Genomic DNA, 19,071 nt, shown 5'->3' with positions numbered 1-19,071 from the left:
CTGTTTTGCCAAGCGTTTGGGGTGGCTCATCTTGCACAAGCCCGGCCCGCACGGGTATGGAACACGCGAACCGCAAATTGGAGCCGTCCGTGAAACCCAGAAAATTCCCACAGATCAATGCAGCCCTTGATGAGTTGGGGGTGAAGCTCGTCGATAAGGTCACAGAACTGGACGAGCGTGCGCGGCTTGAGGCGTTTGAAAGGGCAGGCGGATTGACCCGCCCGGCCTATGCCTTGTCGCCGGGGATGGAGGGATTTGATATCACCGAGCTGGTTGCAGAATATGGTCAGCACGCTGCCGCACTGGAGGCGTTGAAAGACCCTGCGCGCAATCAAACCGGCTATCGCCAGGGCAATGGATATTACGACAGCCCGGATGCTGACGCCTTGTACCTGATGGTCCGGCGGTTCGCACCCAAACGCGTGATTGAGGTCGGCTGCGGCAATTCAACCCGCGTCACCCGGCAGGCCGTCATCGACGGCGGTTTTGATACGCAGATCATTGCGATTGATCCGTATCCACGGGCGGATATCGCGCATGTCGTCGATCACTTTGAACAGAAGCGGCTGGAAGAGGTCGATCCGGCGCTGTTCGATCAGCTTGAAGCAGGTGACGTTCTGTTCATCGATTCCAGCCACGTCGTACGGATGAGCAACGACGTGGCACATCTGTTCTGCCGCATCATTCCCGCGCTAAAGCCGGGTGTGGTGATTCACGTACATGATGTTTTTCTGCCCTTCGAGTACCCCAAGCGGTTCTTCTATGATTGCCCCGGATGGGGAGAGCAGTACATCCTACATGCTTTGTTGCAATCTGGCGCGTATTCATTGCTTTGGCCGGGGTACTTCCTGCAACAGGATCGTCCTGATGCGGTTGAAGCATTGCCGTTTCTCAAAGACGGGCGCGCGCAGAGTATCTGGGTTCAAATCAAAGAAAAGTGATCCGGGCTGGCTGAACCTCCGTAACCCTTTTCATAACAAGCTGGAGAGGAGATAACAGCCATGTTTCGCCGCACATTCATGGGCGCCGCCGCCGCACTTGCACTTGCACTGCCCGTCAAGGCACAAGCTGCCGACATCGTGGACACCGCCGTTTCGGCCGGATCGTTCAACACTCTGGTCGCCGCTGTGCAGGCCGCAGGTCTGGTTGACACGTTAAAAGGTGATGGACCGTTCACCGTTTTTGCACCCACAGACGAAGCTTTTGCCGCGTTGCCTGAAGGCACGGTTGAAACGCTGCTATTGCCGGAAAATAAGGATCAACTGGTCGAGATTTTGACCTATCACGTGGTCCCGGCCAAGGTGATGTCAGGTGATATTGCCGGCAAACGCGCCAAGGTTCGCACGGTACAGGGCGACCAGCTGAGCGTGAACGCCAAAAAAGGCGTCAAGGTCAATGATGCCAAAGTTGTGCAGGCCGACATTGAAGCCAGCAATGGCGTGATCCATGTAATCGATGCGGTGATCCTGCCGGAATAACGACCCCCGCTAAGTAGAAAGCCCCGGTCCTGGTGGTCGGGGCTTTTTTTGTCAAACCAGTCTGACCTGAGTTCCAACCTGGACCAGAGGGTACAGTTCCTCAACGTGCTGGTTGTAAAGGCCGATACACCCTGACGAGCTTTGGCGGCCAATCTTGCGCGTGTCATGGGTGCCATGCACCAGATAAGCGGGCCAGCCCAGATACATGGCGCGAGTTCCCAACGGGTTGCCGGGATCGCCACCTTCCATGCGTACGGGCAGGGACGGATCACGTTCACGCATAGACGCGGTTGGAGTCCAGCTTGGATTTTCAGTCTTGCGCTTGACCTCGGTATAGCCGCGCTTGGTAAGCTCTTCGCTCATCGGAACTGAGCTGGGGTACAGCTTATACGTTCCGTCCGGTCCCCAGTAATGCACTGCTCGGCTAGTGATATCGGCCAGCAGGCAGCCGACACCCAGCTCATCGAAGTGGTCTTGCCAGTTCTGTTGCGAGAACGACGACACATTGCGGCGTACTGGCAATTGCGTGCTGATGGCCTCTTCATCAACCGGGAAGGCATCAGAGCTTTGAGCGCGCACCAAGGCGGGCGTCGCCAAAAGAGAAGCTGCGCCCAACAGGGCAGAGCGGCGGGTCATGTACGGATTTGACAAAGCGGCCTCCGGTATTCGTACTGCTCGAAACTAGGAAATTGGCAACAAACTATTGTCGCTGTAGTTGCTTTTCCAGTGCCAGAGCTGTGAATTTATCGTGAAGCCGGGATTTTCTTATCCACTGTGGCAATACTTCGCCAAAAAATACCGGCCCGTTGGGGGCCGGTATTGGTGATAGGCGGTTTTACGGATGCAGATCAGTCCATCGCTTTGAAGTTGAACTCGCCACCTTCTTTGATGCCCGACGGCCATCGCGAGGTCACGGTTTTGGTGCGGGTGTAGAACTTGAAGCTGTCTGGGCCGTGCTGGTTCAGGTCACCAAACATGGACTTTTTCCAACCACCAAAGGTGTGATAGGCCAGCGGAACCGGGATCGGAACGTTGACGCCGACCATGCCGATGTTGACACGGCTCGCAAAGTCACGCGCGGTATCGCCATCGCGGGTGTAGATCGCGGTACCATTGCCATATTCATGGTCCATCGCCAATTTCAGCGCTTCTTCATACGAACCTGCGCGAACGGTAGACAGAACTGGGCCAAAGATTTCTTGGGTGTATATGTCCATGTCGGGTGTGACATGGTCGAAGAGGTGCGGGCCAACAAAGAATCCGTCTTCATATCCCTGCAAGCTGAAATCGCGGTTGTCGACAACCAGCTTTGCACCTTGTTCAACACCCGAGTTAATCAGGCCAAGAATACGCTCTTTGGCGGCACCGGTTACAACCGGTCCCATATCAACATCGTCCCCGGCGGTGTAGGGGCCAACCTTCAGTTTCTCGACACGCGGGATCAGTTTCTCGATCAACGCGTCGGCGGTCTCTTCGCCTACGGGTACAGCAACCGAAATTGCCATGCAGCGTTCGCCAGCTGCTCCGAAACCAGCTCCGACCAGCGCGTCGGCGGCTTGATCCAGATCGGCATCCGGCATGATGATCATATGGTTCTTCGCACCGCCAAAGCATTGTGCACGCTTCCCGTTTGCGGTTGCGCGGGAATAGATATATTGCGCGATCGGTGTTGAACCGACAAAGCTGACGCCTTGAATGATTTCGCTGTCAAGCAGAGTGTCGACCGCTTCCTTATCGCCGTTCACGACCTGGAATACGCCCTTGGGAAGGCCAGCTTCGACGAACAGTTCTGCCAGCATGAGCGGCACGGAAGGATCGCGCTCGGACGGTTTCAGTACCACCGCGTTGCCGCAGGCCAAAGCCGGGCCGACATGCCACAGAGGCATCATGGCCGGGAAGTTGAACGGCATGATCGAGGCGACAACACCCAGAGGCTGGCGCATCGAATACATGTCAATGCCGGGACCTGCGCTGTCGGTAAACTCACCCTTCAGCATCTGCGGTGCGCCGATGCAGTATTCGATCACTTCCAGGCCACGCTGGAGATCGCCTTTGGCGTCGGGAATGGTTTTGCCGTGCTCGCGGCTCAGCGCTTCGGCCAGTTTGTCCATGTCGCGGTTCATCAGGCCAACCATTGCCATCATGACGCGTGCACGTTTCTGGGGGTTCGTTGCTCCCCATTTAGGCTGAGCAGCAGCGGCATCGGCAATCGCAGCTTCGGTTTCGGCAACGCTGGCCATCGGGCAATGGGCCTGAACCTCGCCGGTGGCGGGGTTGAACACGTCGGCGAAACGGCCAGATGTACCTTCTACATTCTCGCCGTTGATATAGTGGGTCAGGTTCTGCATGACAAATTCCTTCCGGGTAGACCTGTCGGCAAAATAGACTTGCAAAAATTTGGTGAACAGAGGCAATGTTTCAAAATTGCTTTGCAAAAATGCAAAAGGGAAAATATGAATCCGAACTGGGATGATATGCGGGTTTTCCTGGCCGTCGCGCGCGAGGAAAGCCTGTCATCGGCGGGCCGTATCCTCAAGATTGATCCTGCAACTGTAGGGCGGCGCATTGCGCGGCTTGAGACAACATTGGATGCGCTGTTGTTTACGAAGTCGCAACAGGGATACATCCTGACCGCCGCAGGTGAACGCCTGTTGGACCACGGTTTGCAGGCCGAAGAGGCGATGCGCGCGGCGGCTGGTGTGGTCACTGGGTCGACCAAATCCCTCAGTGGGCAGATACGGATTGGTGCGCCCGATGGCAGCGCCAATTACCTGTTGCCACAGGTTTGTGCGAAAATCAGTGATGCCAACCCTGATCTGGACATCCAGATCCTGGCGCTGCCAAGGATCATCAACCTATCCCGGCGCGAGGCCGACATGGCCGTAACAGTCAGCGCGCCCACAGCAGGAAGGTTGCTGGTCAAGAAGATCAGCGATTATAAGCTGCATATGGTGGCCACGCAGGATTATCTGGATCGCCATGCGCCTATTGGTTCAGTCAACGATCTTAAGGGGCACCGCCTGATTGGTTACATCCCGGATATGATCTTTGACCGAGAGCTGGACTATCTCAACGATATTGGCGTTGACCGTGTCGCACTTGCATCGAATTCGGTCTCAGTTCAATTGCGACAGGTTTCGTTGGGTACCGGTGTTTGTGTTGCCCATGACTTTACTTTGCCGTTCCATCCAAACCTGCGGAAAATCTTGACGGATCAAGTGGGTTTGACGCGAAGCTTCTATCTTGTCCGGCATCAGGGCGATCAGCGCAACGAACGGTTAAACCGCTTTGCCGAGGCTTTAACGCAAGGCATCCGTGACGAAGTTGCGCGGCTTGAAGCCGATGCCAACGCTTGACAGGTCGACACAATCGCGCAACGCTTTGGATAAATTCATTATTCCGGAGGTGCTTTCATGCTCGTTCAGGGCATTCTAAAATCCAAGGCGACAGACAGCGTCGTGACGGTCGAGCCTTCGATGACTGTGTCGGAGGCTGCGAAAATCCTTGCGGAAAAGCGCATTGGTACCGTCATCGTTTCCGAAGATGGTGGTCAGACGGCAGCCGGCATTCTGTCTGAACGCGATATCGTTCGTGAATTGGCTGCCAGTGGCAGCGGATGTTTGACGCAGCCGGTCAGCTCTTACATGACAAAGGATCTGATCACCACCACACGACAGGCCACCGTGCAAGACATCATGGCCCGCATGACCGAAGGCCGCTTTCGCCACATGCCCGTGGTCGAAGAGGGTAAGCTGATAGGCATTGTGACCCTGGGCGATGTGGTCAAGGCGCAATTGGCCGAGCTGGCGATGGAAAAGGATGCCCTTCAAGGTATGATTATGGGTCACTGACGGGGCTGGTTGCGATAGCAACCTCTTGCGCCGACAGCAAAGTTATGTTTGCTGACGCAGAATTTCCAGAACGCAGGAGAGCGTGATGCGGGTTGGTCTATACCCCGGAACCTTTGACCCGATAACTCTGGGCCATATTGACATTATCCGGCGCGCCTCGGCTTTGGTCGACAAGCTAGTGATTGGAGTAGCGATCAACCGCGATAAGGGACCGTTGTTTTCTCTGGAAGAGCGCGTGGCCATGATCGAGGCGGAATGTGCGCTTTTGTCTGAACAAACCGGAACCGAAATTTTCGCTCATCCGTTCGAAAACCTTCTGATCGATTGCGCCCGCGATGTGGGTGCACAAATCATTGTTCGCGGGCTGCGGGCCGTTGCGGATTTCGAGTATGAATTCCAGATGGTCGGAATGAACCGTGCTTTGGACGATTCAATCGAAACCGTCTTTCTAATGGCCGAAGCACGGCATCAGGCCATCGCATCGAAACTGGTTAAGGAAATCGCGCGCCTGAACGGGGACGTGTCGAAATTCGTGACGCCCCGCGTTCATACTGCATTGCGGGAAAGGTTAGGCTAACGCGCCCATCGCGGCGGCTGTGTCCAGCATCCGGTTCGAAAAGCCCCACTCATTGTCATACCAGGCCAGAACGCGCACCAATGTGCCGTCGGTGACTTTGGTCTCGGCCAATGACACGGTCGAGCTATGGGAATCGTGGTTGAAATCCATCGACACCAGTGGGCGGCTTTCGGCGGCAAGAACGCCCGGTATTTTGGCGGCGGCTTCGACGAACAGCGCGTTGACCTCTTCTTCGCTGGTGGGGCGCGATACTTCGGCCACCAGATCGACAACAGACACGTTGGGCGTCGGAACACGGATGGCCTGACCGGTCAGCTTGCCTGCCAATTGCGGCAGGACAAGACCGACAGCCGCTGCGGCACCCGTGGTGGTCGGGATCATCGACAAAGCCGCAGCGCGCGACAGATAGGGGTCTTTACCCGCGGCATCGTGAACTGGCTGGCTGGCGGTATACGCATGGACCGTGGTCATGTTGCCATGGACGATGCCAAGCCCGGCATCCAGCGCGGCGGCAACTGGCGACAAGCAGTTGGTGGTACATGAAGCATTCGAAACAACGGTATCCCCGGCTGTCAGCTCATGCTCATTCACACCATAGACGATTGTTTTAACGGCACCTTCGCCCCGCGCAGGCGCAGAGATCAGGACTTTCTTGGCACCGTTTTTCAGGTGACGTTCAGCCGCTTCGCGGGTGCGGAAAACGCCTGTGCATTCCAGAACTACGTCGATATCGGACCAATCCAGCGCTTCGGGGTCGCGCTCGCTGGACAGACGAATGGGGCCTGCGCCAACGTCCAGGCCTTCGTCGGTCAATGTCACCTTGTTGGAATAACGGCCATGTACGCTGTCGAACTCGAACAGATGAGCGTTCATCTCGGGTATTGCCAAATCGTTGATGGCAACAATTTCTACATCTGTACGTCCCGATTCCATCACTGCACGCAGAACTCCGCGTCCGATCCGACCAAATCCGTTGATTGCCAGCTTGAGTGTCATGTTCCGCTCCGTCCGAATTTCGACTTTAGTAAAGTTAGCGCTAACAAAGCCAGATGAGCGGAAAAGTCAAGCAAAACCTCAGTCAGCGCCAGAAAGCCAGCCAATCCAGAAAGGCGTAAAGCTTTTTCCCGAGGAAAACCAAATGTTCGGGTCCAAAGATGGCGTAGTCCAGAATCAACCCGCCAAGGATCAAGAGGCCAAGCCAGATAGCGATTTGGTTGGTCATAGCGGCCCCGAACGAAAATGCCCGCCCAGATAACCTGAGCGGGCAAAAATGTTCAAGATTTCAAACCGGTCTTAGTTAAGCCGACCCATGGCAACGGCGACATCGGCCATGCGAACCGAGAAGCCCCATTCGTTGTCGTACCAGGCCAGAACCCGGACAAGGCGGCCGTCTACAACGCGGGTTTGTTCCGGCGCAAAGATCGAGCTTTCTTCGGTGTGATTGAAATCGGTCGAAACCAGCGGCGCGGGTTCATAACCCAGAACGCGCTGCATCGGGCCAAGCGCGGCTTCGCGAACGATTTCATTGACTTCTTCGACAGACACTTCGCGCGAGGCGCGGAAAGTCAGGTCCACCGCCGACACGTTCGGGGTAGGTACGCGGATGGCGGAACCGTCCAGACGGCCTTTCAGGTTCGGCAGAACCTCACCCAGTGCTTTCGCAGCTCCGGTCGATGTCGGGATCATCGACATGGCAGCGGCACGGGCGCGATACAGATCGCTGTGACGGCGATCCAGGGTCGGCTGGTCGCCAGTATAGGCGTGGATCGTGGTCATGATGCCGTTTTCGATGCCGACACCTTCGTCCAGAACCTTGGCAAGCGGAGCAAGGCAGTTCGTGGTGCAAGACCCATTCGAGACCATGTTGTCGTTGGCGGTCAGCGTGTTGTGGTTCACACCAAACACGATGGTTTTGTCGACGTTCTTGCCCGGTGCGGACAACAGAACCTTGCCGGCGCCACGCTCGAGGTGCGTTTTCGCCTTGGTGCCGTCATTGAATTTGCCGGTGCATTCCAGAACGACGTCGCAGCCTTCCCAATCCAGCTCGTTCATGTCGTAGGTCGAGAACATCTCCATTGGGCCGCGGCCCAGATCCATGGTGTTGCCATTGATGGCGATGTCGCGCGGAAACCGTCCATGAACGCTGTCGTATTTCAGCAGATGAGCCGAAGTTTCCAGCGGCCCGGTCGCGTTGACCTTGATAACTTCGATATCGTTCCGGCCTGACGCTGCGATATGCGACAGGGTACAGCGGCCGATACGGCCAAAACCATTGATGCCGACCTTGATGGTCATGTGACGTCTCCAAATGCGCTTGCCTTGCAGGCCATATAGCCGCGATTGGTGAATCTCAAAAGAGCAAAAGCGGCATATTTTTAATGTGTTAGCGCAAACTTCGTACGATTGCGCTAACGCTTGCACTGGCTGTAAGATTGGGTAGGTTCCTGAGGCGGCAGGTGACAGGAAAGGTAGCGCGATGAGCGGTCTTTTGGCTCTTTTGGATGACGTGGCGGGGATCGCCAAGGTTGCGGCGGCGTCGGTGGACGACGTGGTGGCGGCGGCGGGAAAGGCCGGGGCCAAGACGGCAGGGGTGATTATTGACGATGCAGCCGTCACTCCGAAATACGTTCAGGGTTTTGCGCCTGCGCGCGAGTTGCCAATCATCTGGCGGATTGCGCGTGGATCGGTATTCAACAAGATCGTGCTGTTGCTGCCTGTGGCCCTTTTGCTGGCCAATTTTGCGCCCTGGCTTATTACGCCGCTGCTTATGATCGGTGGGTCTTACTTATGCTTCGAGGGGGCTGAAAAGATATTTCATGTTCTGTTTCCACATGGCAGCCATGCCATTGATGAAGACATGAACGTGCGCGACCCTGGTCATCTAGAGGAGCAGAAAGTCAAAGGTGCGATCAAAACGGATTTCATCCTGTCCGCCGAAATCATGACCATCGCACTGGCCGCGATCGAGGCGCCGAATCTGTGGATGCAGGCGGCGACTCTGGCGGTTGTGGGCATCGGGGTGACGGTGGCCGTCTATGGCTCGGTCGCGTTGATCGTGAAGATGGATGATGTCGGATTGTTTCTGGCAAACAATGCCCCGACACCTGTCGGGCGCGGGCTGGGGCGTGGATTGGTCAAGGCAATGCCCGGTGTGATGAAGACCCTGTCTATTGTTGGGACTGCGGCGATGCTGTGGGTCGGCGGGTCGATCATCATTCACGGGATGGAAGTTCTGGGCTTCGGCTGGCTGGGCCATCACATCCACGACTGGGCATATGCGATTGGGCATTCCGTGTCAGACGGCTGGGTAGGGGCTGTCGAATGGATTTCCAAAGCAACAATGGATGGTGTGTTTGGTCTGGCGTGGGGCTTTGTTCTGATCCCTGTAGCCACCAAGGTGATCGGGCCGTTGCTATCAAAGAAGACCGCAACACATTGAAGTGAAATTAACAAGGGCGGCTGATGCCGCCCTTTGCCTTATTCTTCGTGTGCTGGATTACAGTCCCAGCAATTCCTTGACCTTAGCAACGGTCGCCTCGGCAGTGATGCCAAAATGCTTGTACAGCTCATTCGCGGGAGCGGACGCGCCGAAGCTGGACATACCGATGAAGCCGGCCTTGGCTTCGCGGCCACGCTCACCCAATAGCCAGCGATCCCAGCCACCGGCGCGAACGGCGGCTTCGATACCGACGCGGACCGGACCACCGGGCAGAACGCGCTTGCGATAGGCTTCGTCCTGCTGTGCGAACAACTCCATACAGGGCATGGACACGACGCGAGTACCGATGCCTTCAGCCTCAAGCATCGCTTTGGCTTCCATAGCCAAAGAAACCTCGGAACCCGTTGCGATCAGGATGGCCTGACGTTTGCCTTCGGCATCAGCCAGCACATATGCACCTTGCGCGGTCAGGTTCTTGGCTTTGTGTTCCGTGCGTACGGTCGGAACGCCCTGACGGGTCAGCGACAGAACGGAGGGGCTGTCCTTGAACGTCAGTGCTAGTTCCCACGCTTCGGCGGTTTCCACAGAATCTGCGGGGCGGAACACATAGGTGTTCGGGGTCGCGCGCGAAATTGCCAGATGCTCGACCGGCTGGTGGGTCGGACCGTCTTCGCCCAGACCGATCGAGTCGTGAGTCATCACGAAGACCGAAGGAACCTTCATAAGCGCTGCCAGACGCATGGACGGACGGGCATAGTCGGTGAACGCCATGAACGTACCGCCATAAGGGCGAATGCCGCCGTGCAGGGCCATACCGTTCATTGCTGCAGCCATGCCGTGTTCGCGGATTCCGTAATGAATGTAACGACCCTTACGATTTTCCGGTAGGAAGACACCCATGTCAGCCGATTTGGTATTGTTTGAACCGGTCAGGTCCGCCGAACCGCCAACTGTTTCGGTCATGATCGGGTTCACAACGTTCAGAACCTTCTCGGACGACGCTCGAGTTGCCAGTTTCGGCTGATCTTCCGAGATCTGCTTTTTGAACGCGCGGATCGCACCGGCCAGTTTTTTGGGCGCTTCAAACGCATAGGCGCGGTTGAATTCGGCTTGCTTGCGTTCGGACAACTGCGCGAAACGTTCTTCCCAAGCCGTACGCTCGGCGACGCCGCGGGAACCGATGGCCTCCCATGCGGATTTCACTTCGGCGGGCACATGGAACGCGTCATGCGGCCAGCCATAGCCTTCTTTCGCAGCCTTCAGTTGGTCCTGATCGGTCAGCGCGCCGTGACCTTTCGAGGTATCCTGAGCCGCGTGACCCAATGCGATGTGGCTTTCGCAGGCAATCATGGTCGGTTTATTCGACTTTTTCGCCTGTACGATGGCTGTGTCGATGGCTTGCGGATCATGCCCGTCAATCTCGATTACGTGCCAGCCCGAGGCTGCGAAACGGCGCACCTGATCGGTGCGATCAGCCATATCGACGGTGCCGTCGATTGTGATGTTGTTGTTGTCCCAGAAGACGATCAGCTTGCTCAGTTCATGACGACCGGCCAAGGTTATTGCCTCTTGGCTGACGCCTTCCATCAGGCAGCCGTCGCCGGCGATCACATAGGTATAGTGATCCACAACCTTCTTGCCATAATGCGCGCGCTGGATTTCTTCGGCCATGGCAAAGCCCACAGCGTTCGAGATGCCTTGGCCCAGCGGGCCGGTCGTGGTTTCGATGCCATCAACCAGGAAGTTCTCCGGGTGACCAGCTGTCTTTGCACCCAACTGGCGGAAGTTCTTGATTTCCTCAAGGGTCACGTCGCCGTGGCCGGTCAAATACAGCAGCGAATAGATCAGCATCGAACCGTGACCCGCCGACAGGATAAACCGGTCGCGGTCAGGCCAATTCGGGGCCGAGGCGTCGAATTTCAGGTGCTTTTCGAACAGCACGGTCGCAACGTCGGCCATGCCCATCGGCATACCGGAATGGCCGGAATTGGCGGCGGCGACGGCGTCAAGGGTCAGGGTGCGGATGGCCGCAGCTTTGTCCCAGTGTTCGGGGTTTGCATTGCGCAGCGCAGTCAGGTCCACGGGCGTTGTTCCTTTGGATTACAGGCAGATGTGGCGCTCAATACCATCCAGCCTCCAAAGTGCAAGTAGAACCGGGATTTCTGATGAGGTAGTGGTTCAAGAAAGCTGCCCAAGTTGTTGAAAGCAAACAGTGGGTATTTTCCGCCTCGTTAGGTTAGACTAGGGCAAGACGTGGATGATATTGATTCGGACTATCCGCGATACAAGGAACCTTGGTTAAGAGGTGGCAGGGGCATGAGCCAGATCGAAGAATTACATCGCCGTATTGTTGCTGCAATGGATCGGATAGGGACCGGCGTCGATACGCTGCGGGATACGTCTCCGGTCAGCGGTGGTGCAGATGACGCTCTGCGGACGGCATTGGATGATGAACGTGTCGCCAATGCGCAGTTGGAAGAACGTCTGAAATCGCTGAAAGAGCGCCACGAACTAGAAGTCGACGCCATGCGTTCGGACATGGAACGGCTGCGGACCACGCCCGTTGAAAGCCCGGAAAACGGGGCATTGCGCGAGCAATTGGCAGAGGCGCAGGCAAAACTGGCCTCGGTTGAGGCCGCCCGCGCCGAGTTGGCCGCGGCTAAGGCCGCGCTGGAAAATCAGGATGAGGTTGAGACGCTAAAGGCCGAAAATGCACAGCTCAAGGCTGCCGCGGCTGCGACACAGGGTGTCGAAGCCGAAAACGCGCGCCTGCGGTCTGAACTGGCGGACAGCGAACGCGTCGCCGAGTTGAGCGCCGAGCTGGATATGTTGCGCGCTGAGCGATCCAGTCACGGGGCGGCGATGTCCCGTCTGGATGACGATCTGCAACGCATGCGCAAGGCGAATGAACAGTTGCGGCAATCGGTGGATGAACTGCGCGCCGCCGCCGAAGACGGCGTGCCGGATGCTGATCTGCTTAACCGCGCAACAGTGGCCGAACTTGAGGCGACGCGCGCCGCACAAGCAACCGACGCTGCCGAAGCGCACGCAGTTCTGGCGCGGTTAGAGCCGTTGCTGTCGAAGGCGAAACTGGCAGAAGGAGAGGTTGAATAATGCCCGAATTGACTATTCAAATCGGTGGCCGCGGCTTTGATGTCTCGTGCCAGGAGGGGGAAGAAGCGTTCCTGCACTCGGCTGCAAAATTGCTGGATGACGAGGCGCAAGTTTTGTCCGATCAGATCGGGCGCATGCCAGAATCACGGATGCTGCTGATGGCCGGGCTGATGCTGGCCGACAAGGCCGCCGGAACCGATGACAAGATCAAGGCGCTCGAGGCAAAGCTGGCCGAGGTTGAGACCGAGCTTCGAACCCTCAGAAACATGCCACAGCCCGAGCCTGAGCGTATCGAGGTGGCCGTGGTACCTCCGTCAGTGACGGACACGCTGGCGGAAATAGCCGCGCGGGCCGAAGCCTTGGCATCCGTGATCGAGGAGAAGTCAGCGGGATGAACTCTGTAAAGACGGTCGCCTTCGCCGTGGCATTTGCTTTGCCCGGTGGCTTGGCTTGGGCTGAGATCGACATTCTGCCAGTGACATTCACATGCCAGAACGGCGTGCCATTGGAAGTGGCCTATTTCAACGCGCCGGACGGGTCGAGTGCAGCAGCAATGATGGTAGACAACCAATTGGTCACTCTGCGTCAGGTCCAAAGCGGTTCCGGCATACGCTATGAATCCGACGGAGGGACAGGGACGTACATCCTGCGCTCAAAAGGATGGGACGCAACGGTGAGCTTTCTGGCGACAGGATCGGATGCCGCCAGTGAGCAGGTCATTTTGGATAATTGCGTCAGCCGCTGATCAAGCGTTTGCTTCGCGGATCTTGTCGGCTGCTTCTTTGTTGTAGCCGACACCGTTGTCGTCAAACAGCGTGTCCAACTCGCCAGAAAGGGTCATCTCGGTGATGATATCGCAGCCACCAACGAACTCGCCTTTGACATACAGTTGCGGAACGGTCGGCCAGTCGGAATAGTCCTTAATGCCCTGACGTACTTCGTCATCGGCGAGGACATTCACATCGGTGTAGTCCACACCCATATAGTTCAGCACACCGGCCACGCGGGACGAGAACCCGCATTGCGGCATCTCTTTGGTGCCTTTCATGTACAGCACCACGTCGTTGGCTTTGACTGTGTCGTCGATCTGGGTCTTAACGTCGGTCATCTTGCTTGTCCTCTTTGCCCGCATCGGGGGCAGTAATTTCATTCTGTGACGGGTCGGGGTCCCATCCTTCTTCCTCCAACCGCCGGTGTTCGGCTTGCGCCAGGGCCAGCGGGTCCAGCCCGTATCTTTCAATGCCGCCAACCTTACTGATTTTGTCCGGGTCCGGACGCATATCGGCGAGGTTGCGTTTTCTGTTCCGCTTCACATAGGCTTCGATCAGAGCAGCGGCAACTATCAATGTTGCGATTACACCTATCCAGAACAGCCAGCCGCTCATTTTTTCGGGGACATTGCTTTAGTATATTGCTGAGGATCTCGAGGTATCGGCATTGCACTAACGCCACCGCCTTTACCCGTGTCTGTTGTAGACGCAACTAAGCTCGCGTTCTGGCTGGGTGTTGCGCCGCGCTTCTGTTTGTATCGGGATTTGCCGAAAGTTGATTTCAGAATCAACACGAAACCGGCGCACGTCAATAAGCCGCTAATTGTATAAATCCAGAACGTGATCGTCATTCAGGCACTTTCGTCGTCAACGCCAGCGCGTGCAGCTCTCCATCCGGGCCATCCATTTTACCCTTCAACGCTGCATAAACCGCGCGTTGTTGCTGCACCCGGTTTTTCCCGCGAAAGCTTTCGTCCACGACCATGGCGGACATATGCACGCCGTCATGCCCGCCAACCTGTATTTCCGCATCCGGAAAGGCTTCGCGCAGCAAGTGTTCGATTTCGTGGGCGCTCATCGGCATGTAGGTAACTCCTGAAGATCTTTCCCAAGATGTAGAGCGCCGGGGCGGGGCGCGCAAGGGTGTGATGGTTGGCTTGAAACGACAAAACCTGCGCCGGTGTGGGCACAGGTTTTGCGAATAAGTTTCAAGATATGATCAAGCCACGGCAGCGGCAAAGCTGTCGCGGAACGTGTCCGTCAACTCGGCCAGAGGGGCCTCGGAATTGCCGACCTTGACGGCGTCACCAGTAAAGCGACCGACCGAGACCAGTGGAACACCGGCCTGACCTGCTGCGATCATCAACGCCTCGGCCTGGTCAAAGTTGCAGGCAACCAGATATCGGGCCTGATCTTCGCCAAACAAAAACTCGGTCGAGGCTTCGTCGAGGTGAACGCCAACGCCTGCGGCTTCGGCCAGTTCGAAAGCCGCCAGGGCCAGACCACCATCACCCAGATCGGTGCAGGCTTTGATCATCTCGCGATTGGCGCGGATAAACTCACCATTGCGCTTTTCGGCGTCGAGATCGACATGCGGCGCGTCGCCGTCTTCGCGGTTGAACACTTCGGCCAGAAGGGCCGACTGACCCAGATGCCCATTTGTTTCGCCGATGACCAGCGCGACGTGGCCTTCGCGGACCTCGTTACCGATGATTTCGTCGGTGTGGTCCAACAGGCCAACCGCGCCAATGGTCGGGGTAGGCAGGATCGCTTGACCGTCGGTCTCATTATACAGCGACACGTTGCCCGACACGATGGGCATGTCCAGCGCGGCGACCGCAGCGCCGATACCCTGAATTGCGCCAACAAACTGGCCCATGATCTCGGGCTTTTCGGGGTTGCCGAAATTCAGGTTGTCCGTGGTGGCCAGTGGTTTTGCCCCAACGGCAGTCAGGTTGCGATACGCTTCGGCGACGGCCTGCTTGCCACCCTCAACCGGGTTGGCGCGCACATAGCGGGGGGTGACATCGCTGGTGAAGGCCAATGCCTTGTCTGTGCCATGCACGCGAACCATGCCCGCACCCAGACCCGGCGTGCGCGCGGTGTCGGCCATGACCATGGTGTCGTATTGTTCGTACACCCATTGCTTGCCCGCATAGTTCGGCGAAGCGAGGAGGGCGCGCAGGCCGTCGATCGGGTCGATCTGTGGGACCTCGGCCAGTTCTTCAGCTTCGGGCGTAGGCTCCCACGGGCGGTCGTATTCCGGTGCGGTGGAAGACAGCTTCGACAGCACAAGATCGGCTTTAACCTCGCCGTTATGGACGATCAGGAACCGATCTTCGGCGATGGTCTCGCCGACAATGGCAAAATCCAGATCCCATTTCTCGAACACGGCGCGGGCTTCGGCCTCAAGCTCAGGCTTCAGGACCATCAGCATGCGTTCCTGAGACTCAGACAGCATCATCTCGTACGCTGTCATATCCTCTTCGCGCTGAGGGACGTTCTCCAGATCGAGGCGCACGCCCAGACCACCTTTGTCGCCCATTTCAACGGCGGAACAGGTCAGACCCGCCGCACCCATGTCCTGGATTGAGATCACGGCACCGGTCTGCATCAGTTCCAGCGTCGCCTCCATCAGGCGCTTTTCGGTGAAGGGGTCGCCAACCTGAACGGTGGGGCGTTTTTCTTCGATCGTGTCGTCAAACTCGGCCGAGGCCATGGTTGCGCCGCCAACGCCGTCTCGACCGGTCTTGGCACCCAGATAGACGACGGGCATGCCGACGCCGGACGCCGCCGAGTAGAAAATCTTGTCGCTGTCGGCCAGACCTGCGGCAAAGGCGTTCACAAGGCAGTTGCCGTTATAGGCGGGATGGAATCGAACTTCGCCGCCGACGCAGGGTACTCCGAAGCAGTTGCCATAGCCGCCGATGCCTTCGACAACGCCATTGACCAACTGGCGGGTCTTGTGGTGGCCGGGCTCGCCAAAGGACAGTGCGTTCATTGACGCAATGGGACGCGCACCCATTGTAAAGACATCGCGCAAGATACCACCAACCCCGGTCGCCGCGCCCTGATAGGGTTCGATGTAAGATGGGTGGTTGTGACTTTCCATTTTAAAAACAACCGCTTGCCCATCGCCAATATCAACGACACCGGCGTTCTCACCCGGACCGCAGATCACCTGCGGACCCGAAGTGGGCAGGGTGCGCAGCCACTTCTTCGAGGACTTGTACGAGCAATGCTCATTCCACATGGCGGAAAAGATGCCCAGCTCGGTGAAGGTCGGCTCGCGGCCGATGATCTCAAGGATCATGTCGTATTCGTCGGGCTTCAATCCGTGGGCGGCAATCAGATCCGGTGTGATGGCGGGCTCTTGCATCGTCTGTCCTGTTCTCAAGGTGGCCGAGATTGCGCGCCTTTTAGGGCAAGGGCGCGTCGGTGGAAAGGGTTAAGACCGGGGTCTGATGGTTTCCTGTGCCAATCCGATGAAAAAAGGCCGCCCTGAGGGCGGCCTTTGCGTGTTTGTATTGTCAGGTCGTTATTTTGGCGCACCGTGTTCGGAACCCGATTTCTGACCCTGCTGTTCCGCTTGTTGGTTGGCTGCTTCTCCGGCTGCTGCACCGATAGCTGCCTTTTGCTCCTCGTTCAGGTTATCCGCGTCATCCAGGCCGGGGATCGCAACGCGCACCTCGCGGCGGGCAAAGTCGATGCCGTTTTCCTTGAACGCGGCCTTCACACGGTTGAAGATTTCCTTTCGCAGGGTGAACTGCTTACCCGGCTTGGCCATGAACTTACCGCGGATGATCATGCCGACATCATCAAAGTCGAACACGCCTTGAGACTTGAAGGGCTGCAGGAAGCCGTCCTTGTGGGTTTCGTCCTCCATCATCTCGGCACCGATCTTCTTAAAGATCTTCTTGACCTTGTTGGGGTCGGTGTCGAAGGGCACGGTGAATTTCAGCTTCATGATGACCCAGTCGCGGCTGTAGTTGGTCAGCTTTTGAATCTCACCGTAGGGAATAGTGTGAACCGGCCCGCGGTGGTGGCGCAGTTGCATCGAACGGATCGAGATTTTTTCGACCGTACCTGTGGTGCCGCCGACATCCACGTATTCTCCAACACGGAAGGCATCATCGACCAGGAAGAAGATACCGCCCACGATATCGGCCACCAGCTTTTGTGCGCCAAAACCAATGGCCAGACCCAGGACACCAGCACCGGCCAGCAGGGGGGTGATGTTGATCCCCAACGCCCCAAGCGCCAGCAGCACAAAGATGACCGCGATAGCGACCTGAGCGGTCACACGCAGCAGGGGCAGGACGGTGGCCAATCGTGACCCGCCCGAACCACCACCTTCGCCAGCCTCTTCATCCGGGCTTTGATCGGCTGCTTGTTCTTTGGCCAGACGGCGATTGACCCAAAGCGACACAAGCTCATTGAGGATGTAGCCAACGGCAATAATAATAAAGAACTGGATAACCTTGCTGCCGGATTCATCGCCGCCGCCTGCGATTTCCCGAAGATCAAGGTCCCAGGCGTTGGCGATCATCAAGATGACCAGAATGCCAGCCAAGACCCGTCCGATGCGGATATAGCTGCGCTTAGTCGATTTATACGCCTTTTCGGCCACCGGGCCTTCGCCCTGCATGGGCGGCTGCAGATGGCGCACCAAGCCACGTATCAACGTATCAAGCGCGGGTGCAATCAGCAGCCAGAACATGGTGGTGAAATGTGCACCCTGCAGCAACAAGGCGCGCAACATCGGGTCGCGCTGAGCAGCCAGGAACTCGACAAGTAGCCAGATCACCGCAGATACGCCGATGGCGAAATATGGATAATAATGAGCGACTTCCTCGTCGAACTTGGTGTGGTCCGGGTCTGTCCCCAGCATCATTTGGGACAGGCCTTCACGGGCTTTCCAGGCAATCACTCCGATATAGATGTGGATCGCACCGTTCAGCCAGAACCCGATCCGGGTTTCACGCCCGGTGATGCCGTTCAATTCGTTGAAATGGATAATGAACAACGTCAACCCGATCAGGATCAACAGCCCGATCAGATTACGGTGCAGGTATTTTGCCCAGTGGTCGTCAATGTTGACCAGCCGATATTGGGGTTGGTTCGGGGCCAGTATGAACCGCGAGGCAGCCGCGCCCAGGCGTGGAACCCAGATCAGGTAAAGGACGAAAGGTGCGGCGTAGGTCAGTTGTTCAGGCGTCAACAATCCGCGTCCCAAGGCGCGGATCACGACATAAAAAACAACTAGCCCGGCGATCTCGCGACAAAAACGGCGAAACAGGAAGCGTACCGCACCCCAAAGGTCACTTTCTTCGGTCGCGCTTGCTTGGCTGTGCCATCTGTTGGTGAGCAGGTAGAAAAGCTTTTCCGCAATGTAGCCTGCAATCAAAACGCTCAGAATCAAACCCATCAACGTAAGAGCGCCGCTTGATCCGAATGTGCCTATAAAGTTCTTGGCCGCATGGGCCTGAGCGCTGAATATATTTGGCACCGTGACTACGACTTGCGTCCAGGACGTCACCATTGCCGCCCAAATCGCGCCGATTTCCTTGATGGGATCTTCGCGATCCTCTGCTTCGGCAGCCTTTTGTTCAGCGACCGCGTCCAAACGCTCAAGCAAAATAGCGCGGACCTGATCGTCAGACATACGCGCGACCAGATCGTCCACCTGTTCAGGCGTCAGATCATCGGGAATGCTGATAGTGGTTGAGGAACCGGTCGATCCGCTATCCTGCGCAAGAACCGGCCCTGAAAGGCAAATGACGGAAAGTATCGCCAACAAAAGGCGAAGGGGCTGAAACATCGAATCTGTCCTCGAACACAA

The 19,071-nt window shown here is 57.1% G+C and carries 20 protein-coding genes; 9 read left to right on the top strand and 11 right to left on the bottom strand.

What is annotated here, in order from left to right; genetic code table 11:
- Positions 1-89: 89 nt before the first annotated feature.
- Positions 90-941, top strand: a complete 852-nt coding sequence (locus ACR0M2_RS00970; protein ID WP_170348578.1) for a class I SAM-dependent methyltransferase — start codon at positions 90-92, stop codon at positions 939-941.
- A gap of 60 nt (positions 942-1,001) precedes the next feature.
- Positions 1,002-1,478, top strand: coding sequence for a fasciclin domain-containing protein (locus ACR0M2_RS00965; RefSeq protein WP_170348579.1), 477 nt, complete (start codon positions 1,002-1,004; stop codon positions 1,476-1,478).
- A 51-nt stretch (positions 1,479-1,529) separates the two neighbouring features.
- On the opposite strand, the gene ACR0M2_RS00960 is transcribed toward ACR0M2_RS00965, so the two are convergent.
- A complete protein-coding gene (locus ACR0M2_RS00960) occupies positions 1,530-2,114 on the bottom strand; it encodes a L,D-transpeptidase (RefSeq protein WP_170349399.1) in 585 nt (194 codons plus the stop codon).
- A 212-nt stretch (positions 2,115-2,326) separates the two neighbouring features.
- A complete protein-coding gene (locus ACR0M2_RS00955; protein ID WP_226688500.1) occupies positions 2,327-3,826 on the bottom strand; it encodes a CoA-acylating methylmalonate-semialdehyde dehydrogenase in 1,500 nt (499 codons plus the stop codon).
- A gap of 105 nt (positions 3,827-3,931) precedes the next feature.
- Here ACR0M2_RS00955 and ACR0M2_RS00950 point away from each other — a divergent pair, with 105 nt between their 5' ends.
- From ACR0M2_RS00950 to coaD, 3 genes are all read left to right on the top strand, one after another.
- A complete protein-coding gene (locus ACR0M2_RS00950) occupies positions 3,932-4,834 on the top strand; it encodes a LysR family transcriptional regulator (protein WP_170348581.1) in 903 nt (300 codons plus the stop codon).
- A gap of 57 nt (positions 4,835-4,891) precedes the next feature.
- Positions 4,892-5,329, top strand: a complete 438-nt coding sequence (locus tag ACR0M2_RS00945; protein WP_170358288.1) for a CBS domain-containing protein — start codon at positions 4,892-4,894, stop codon at positions 5,327-5,329.
- 85 nt (positions 5,330-5,414) lie between these two features.
- On the top strand, positions 5,415-5,906 hold the full coding sequence (gene coaD, locus ACR0M2_RS00940) for a pantetheine-phosphate adenylyltransferase (RefSeq protein ID WP_480703798.1): 492 nt from the start codon (positions 5,415-5,417) through the stop codon (positions 5,904-5,906).
- On the opposite strand, the gene gap (ACR0M2_RS00935) is transcribed toward coaD, so the two are convergent.
- The 3 genes from gap (ACR0M2_RS00935) to gap (ACR0M2_RS00925) all read right to left on the bottom strand — a co-directional run bounded on the left by gap (ACR0M2_RS00935) (position 5,898) and on the right by gap (ACR0M2_RS00925) (position 8,201).
- Positions 5,898-6,902 carry a type I glyceraldehyde-3-phosphate dehydrogenase gene (gap, locus tag ACR0M2_RS00935; protein ID WP_480703796.1) on the bottom strand — a complete coding sequence of 335 codons (1,005 nt, stop codon included), beginning with the start codon at positions 6,900-6,902 and terminating at the stop codon, positions 5,898-5,900. The genes coaD and gap (ACR0M2_RS00935) overlap by 9 nt on opposite strands.
- Positions 6,903-6,984: 82 nt before the next feature.
- Positions 6,985-7,128 (bottom strand): hypothetical protein, encoded by a 144-nt coding sequence (locus ACR0M2_RS00930; protein WP_170348585.1) that lies wholly within the window; start codon positions 7,126-7,128, stop codon positions 6,985-6,987.
- Positions 7,129-7,199: 71 nt separating this feature from the next.
- Positions 7,200-8,201 (bottom strand): type I glyceraldehyde-3-phosphate dehydrogenase, encoded by a 1,002-nt coding sequence (gene gap, locus ACR0M2_RS00925; protein ID WP_170393912.1) that lies wholly within the window; start codon positions 8,199-8,201, stop codon positions 7,200-7,202.
- A gap of 181 nt (positions 8,202-8,382) precedes the next feature.
- Here gap (ACR0M2_RS00925) and ACR0M2_RS00920 point away from each other — a divergent pair, with 181 nt between their 5' ends.
- Positions 8,383-9,345 (top strand): DUF808 domain-containing protein, encoded by a 963-nt coding sequence (locus ACR0M2_RS00920; protein WP_226688497.1) that lies wholly within the window; start codon positions 8,383-8,385, stop codon positions 9,343-9,345.
- A 57-nt stretch (positions 9,346-9,402) separates the two neighbouring features.
- Here the strand turns inward: ACR0M2_RS00920 and tkt are convergent, their stop codons facing one another.
- Positions 9,403-11,427 (bottom strand): transketolase, encoded by a 2,025-nt coding sequence (gene tkt, locus ACR0M2_RS00915; RefSeq protein ID WP_170375168.1) that lies wholly within the window; start codon positions 11,425-11,427, stop codon positions 9,403-9,405.
- A gap of 234 nt (positions 11,428-11,661) precedes the next feature.
- Here tkt and ACR0M2_RS00910 point away from each other — a divergent pair, with 234 nt between their 5' ends.
- Genes ACR0M2_RS00910 through ACR0M2_RS00900 form a run of 3 tightly spaced genes read left to right on the top strand, consistent with a single transcriptional unit; the run spans position 11,662 to position 13,204 of the window.
- Positions 11,662-12,459: a hypothetical protein gene (locus ACR0M2_RS00910; RefSeq protein WP_170409697.1), complete on the top strand. Its 798-nt coding sequence runs from the start codon at positions 11,662-11,664 to the stop codon at positions 12,457-12,459.
- Positions 12,459-12,854, top strand: coding sequence for a cell division protein ZapA (locus ACR0M2_RS00905; protein WP_170358299.1), 396 nt, complete (start codon positions 12,459-12,461; stop codon positions 12,852-12,854). Before ACR0M2_RS00910 ends, ACR0M2_RS00905 begins: the two co-directional genes overlap by 1 nt.
- Positions 12,851-13,204, top strand: coding sequence for an MliC family protein (locus ACR0M2_RS00900; RefSeq protein WP_480703795.1), 354 nt, complete (start codon positions 12,851-12,853; stop codon positions 13,202-13,204). The genes ACR0M2_RS00905 and ACR0M2_RS00900 overlap by 4 nt, the downstream gene beginning before the upstream one ends.
- On the opposite strand, the gene grxD is transcribed toward ACR0M2_RS00900, so the two are convergent.
- From grxD to ACR0M2_RS00875, 5 genes are all read right to left on the bottom strand, one after another.
- The gene (gene grxD / locus ACR0M2_RS00895; protein WP_170513882.1) at positions 13,205-13,567 is read right to left on the bottom strand and encodes a Grx4 family monothiol glutaredoxin; all 363 of its coding nucleotides are present in this window, start codon (positions 13,565-13,567) and stop codon (positions 13,205-13,207) included. It lies immediately after the preceding gene.
- Positions 13,554-13,844: a hypothetical protein gene (locus ACR0M2_RS00890; RefSeq protein WP_170358306.1), complete on the bottom strand. Its 291-nt coding sequence runs from the start codon at positions 13,842-13,844 to the stop codon at positions 13,554-13,556. The genes grxD and ACR0M2_RS00890 overlap by 14 nt, the downstream gene beginning before the upstream one ends.
- A 232-nt stretch (positions 13,845-14,076) precedes the next feature.
- Positions 14,077-14,313: a BolA/IbaG family iron-sulfur metabolism protein gene (locus tag ACR0M2_RS00885; protein WP_155147029.1), complete on the bottom strand. Its 237-nt coding sequence runs from the start codon at positions 14,311-14,313 to the stop codon at positions 14,077-14,079.
- Between the two features lie 135 nt (positions 14,314-14,448).
- Positions 14,449-16,608, bottom strand: coding sequence for a phosphoribosylformylglycinamidine synthase subunit PurL (gene purL / locus ACR0M2_RS00880; RefSeq protein ID WP_480703793.1), 2,160 nt, complete (start codon positions 16,606-16,608; stop codon positions 14,449-14,451).
- A 159-nt stretch (positions 16,609-16,767) separates the two neighbouring features.
- The gene (locus ACR0M2_RS00875; RefSeq protein ID WP_480703792.1) at positions 16,768-19,050 is read right to left on the bottom strand and encodes a mechanosensitive ion channel family protein; all 2,283 of its coding nucleotides are present in this window, start codon (positions 19,048-19,050) and stop codon (positions 16,768-16,770) included.
- Positions 19,051-19,071: the final 21 nt, after the last annotated feature.

The organism is Ruegeria sp. BE10 (genome assembly GCF_056538905.1).
This window is presented reverse-complemented; position numbering and strand designations above follow the sequence as displayed.

Coding starts and splice junctions, on each gene's coding strand:
- ACR0M2_RS00965 (WP_170348579.1), top strand. CDS start 1,002: ATGTTTCGCCGCACATTCATGGGCGCCGCCGCCGCACTTGCACTTGCA.
- ACR0M2_RS00960 (WP_170349399.1), bottom strand. CDS start 2,114: ATGACCCGCCGCTCTGCCCTGTTGGGCGCAGCTTCTCTTTTGGCGACG.
- ACR0M2_RS00955 (WP_226688500.1), bottom strand. CDS start 3,826: ATGCAGAACCTGACCCACTATATCAACGGCGAGAATGTAGAAGGTACA.
- ACR0M2_RS00950 (WP_170348581.1), top strand. CDS start 3,932: ATGAATCCGAACTGGGATGATATGCGGGTTTTCCTGGCCGTCGCGCGC.
- ACR0M2_RS00945 (WP_170358288.1), top strand. CDS start 4,892: ATGCTCGTTCAGGGCATTCTAAAATCCAAGGCGACAGACAGCGTCGTG.
- coaD (WP_480703798.1), top strand. CDS start 5,415: ATGCGGGTTGGTCTATACCCCGGAACCTTTGACCCGATAACTCTGGGC.
- gap (WP_480703796.1), bottom strand. CDS start 6,902: ATGACACTCAAGCTGGCAATCAACGGATTTGGTCGGATCGGACGCGGA.
- ACR0M2_RS00930 (WP_170348585.1), bottom strand. CDS start 7,128: ATGACCAACCAAATCGCTATCTGGCTTGGCCTCTTGATCCTTGGCGGG.
- gap (WP_170393912.1), bottom strand. CDS start 8,201: ATGACCATCAAGGTCGGCATCAATGGTTTTGGCCGTATCGGCCGCTGT.
- ACR0M2_RS00920 (WP_226688497.1), top strand. CDS start 8,383: ATGAGCGGTCTTTTGGCTCTTTTGGATGACGTGGCGGGGATCGCCAAG.
- ACR0M2_RS00910 (WP_170409697.1), top strand. CDS start 11,662: ATGAGCCAGATCGAAGAATTACATCGCCGTATTGTTGCTGCAATGGAT.
- ACR0M2_RS00905 (WP_170358299.1), top strand. CDS start 12,459: ATGCCCGAATTGACTATTCAAATCGGTGGCCGCGGCTTTGATGTCTCG.
- ACR0M2_RS00900 (WP_480703795.1), top strand. CDS start 12,851: ATGAACTCTGTAAAGACGGTCGCCTTCGCCGTGGCATTTGCTTTGCCC.
- grxD (WP_170513882.1), bottom strand. CDS start 13,567: ATGACCGACGTTAAGACCCAGATCGACGACACAGTCAAAGCCAACGAC.
- ACR0M2_RS00890 (WP_170358306.1), bottom strand. CDS start 13,844: ATGAGCGGCTGGCTGTTCTGGATAGGTGTAATCGCAACATTGATAGTT.
- ACR0M2_RS00885 (WP_155147029.1), bottom strand. CDS start 14,313: ATGCCGATGAGCGCCCACGAAATCGAACACTTGCTGCGCGAAGCCTTT.
- purL (WP_480703793.1), bottom strand. CDS start 16,608: ATGCAAGAGCCCGCCATCACACCGGATCTGATTGCCGCCCACGGATTG.
- ACR0M2_RS00875 (WP_480703792.1), bottom strand. CDS start 19,050: ATGTTTCAGCCCCTTCGCCTTTTGTTGGCGATACTTTCCGTCATTTGC.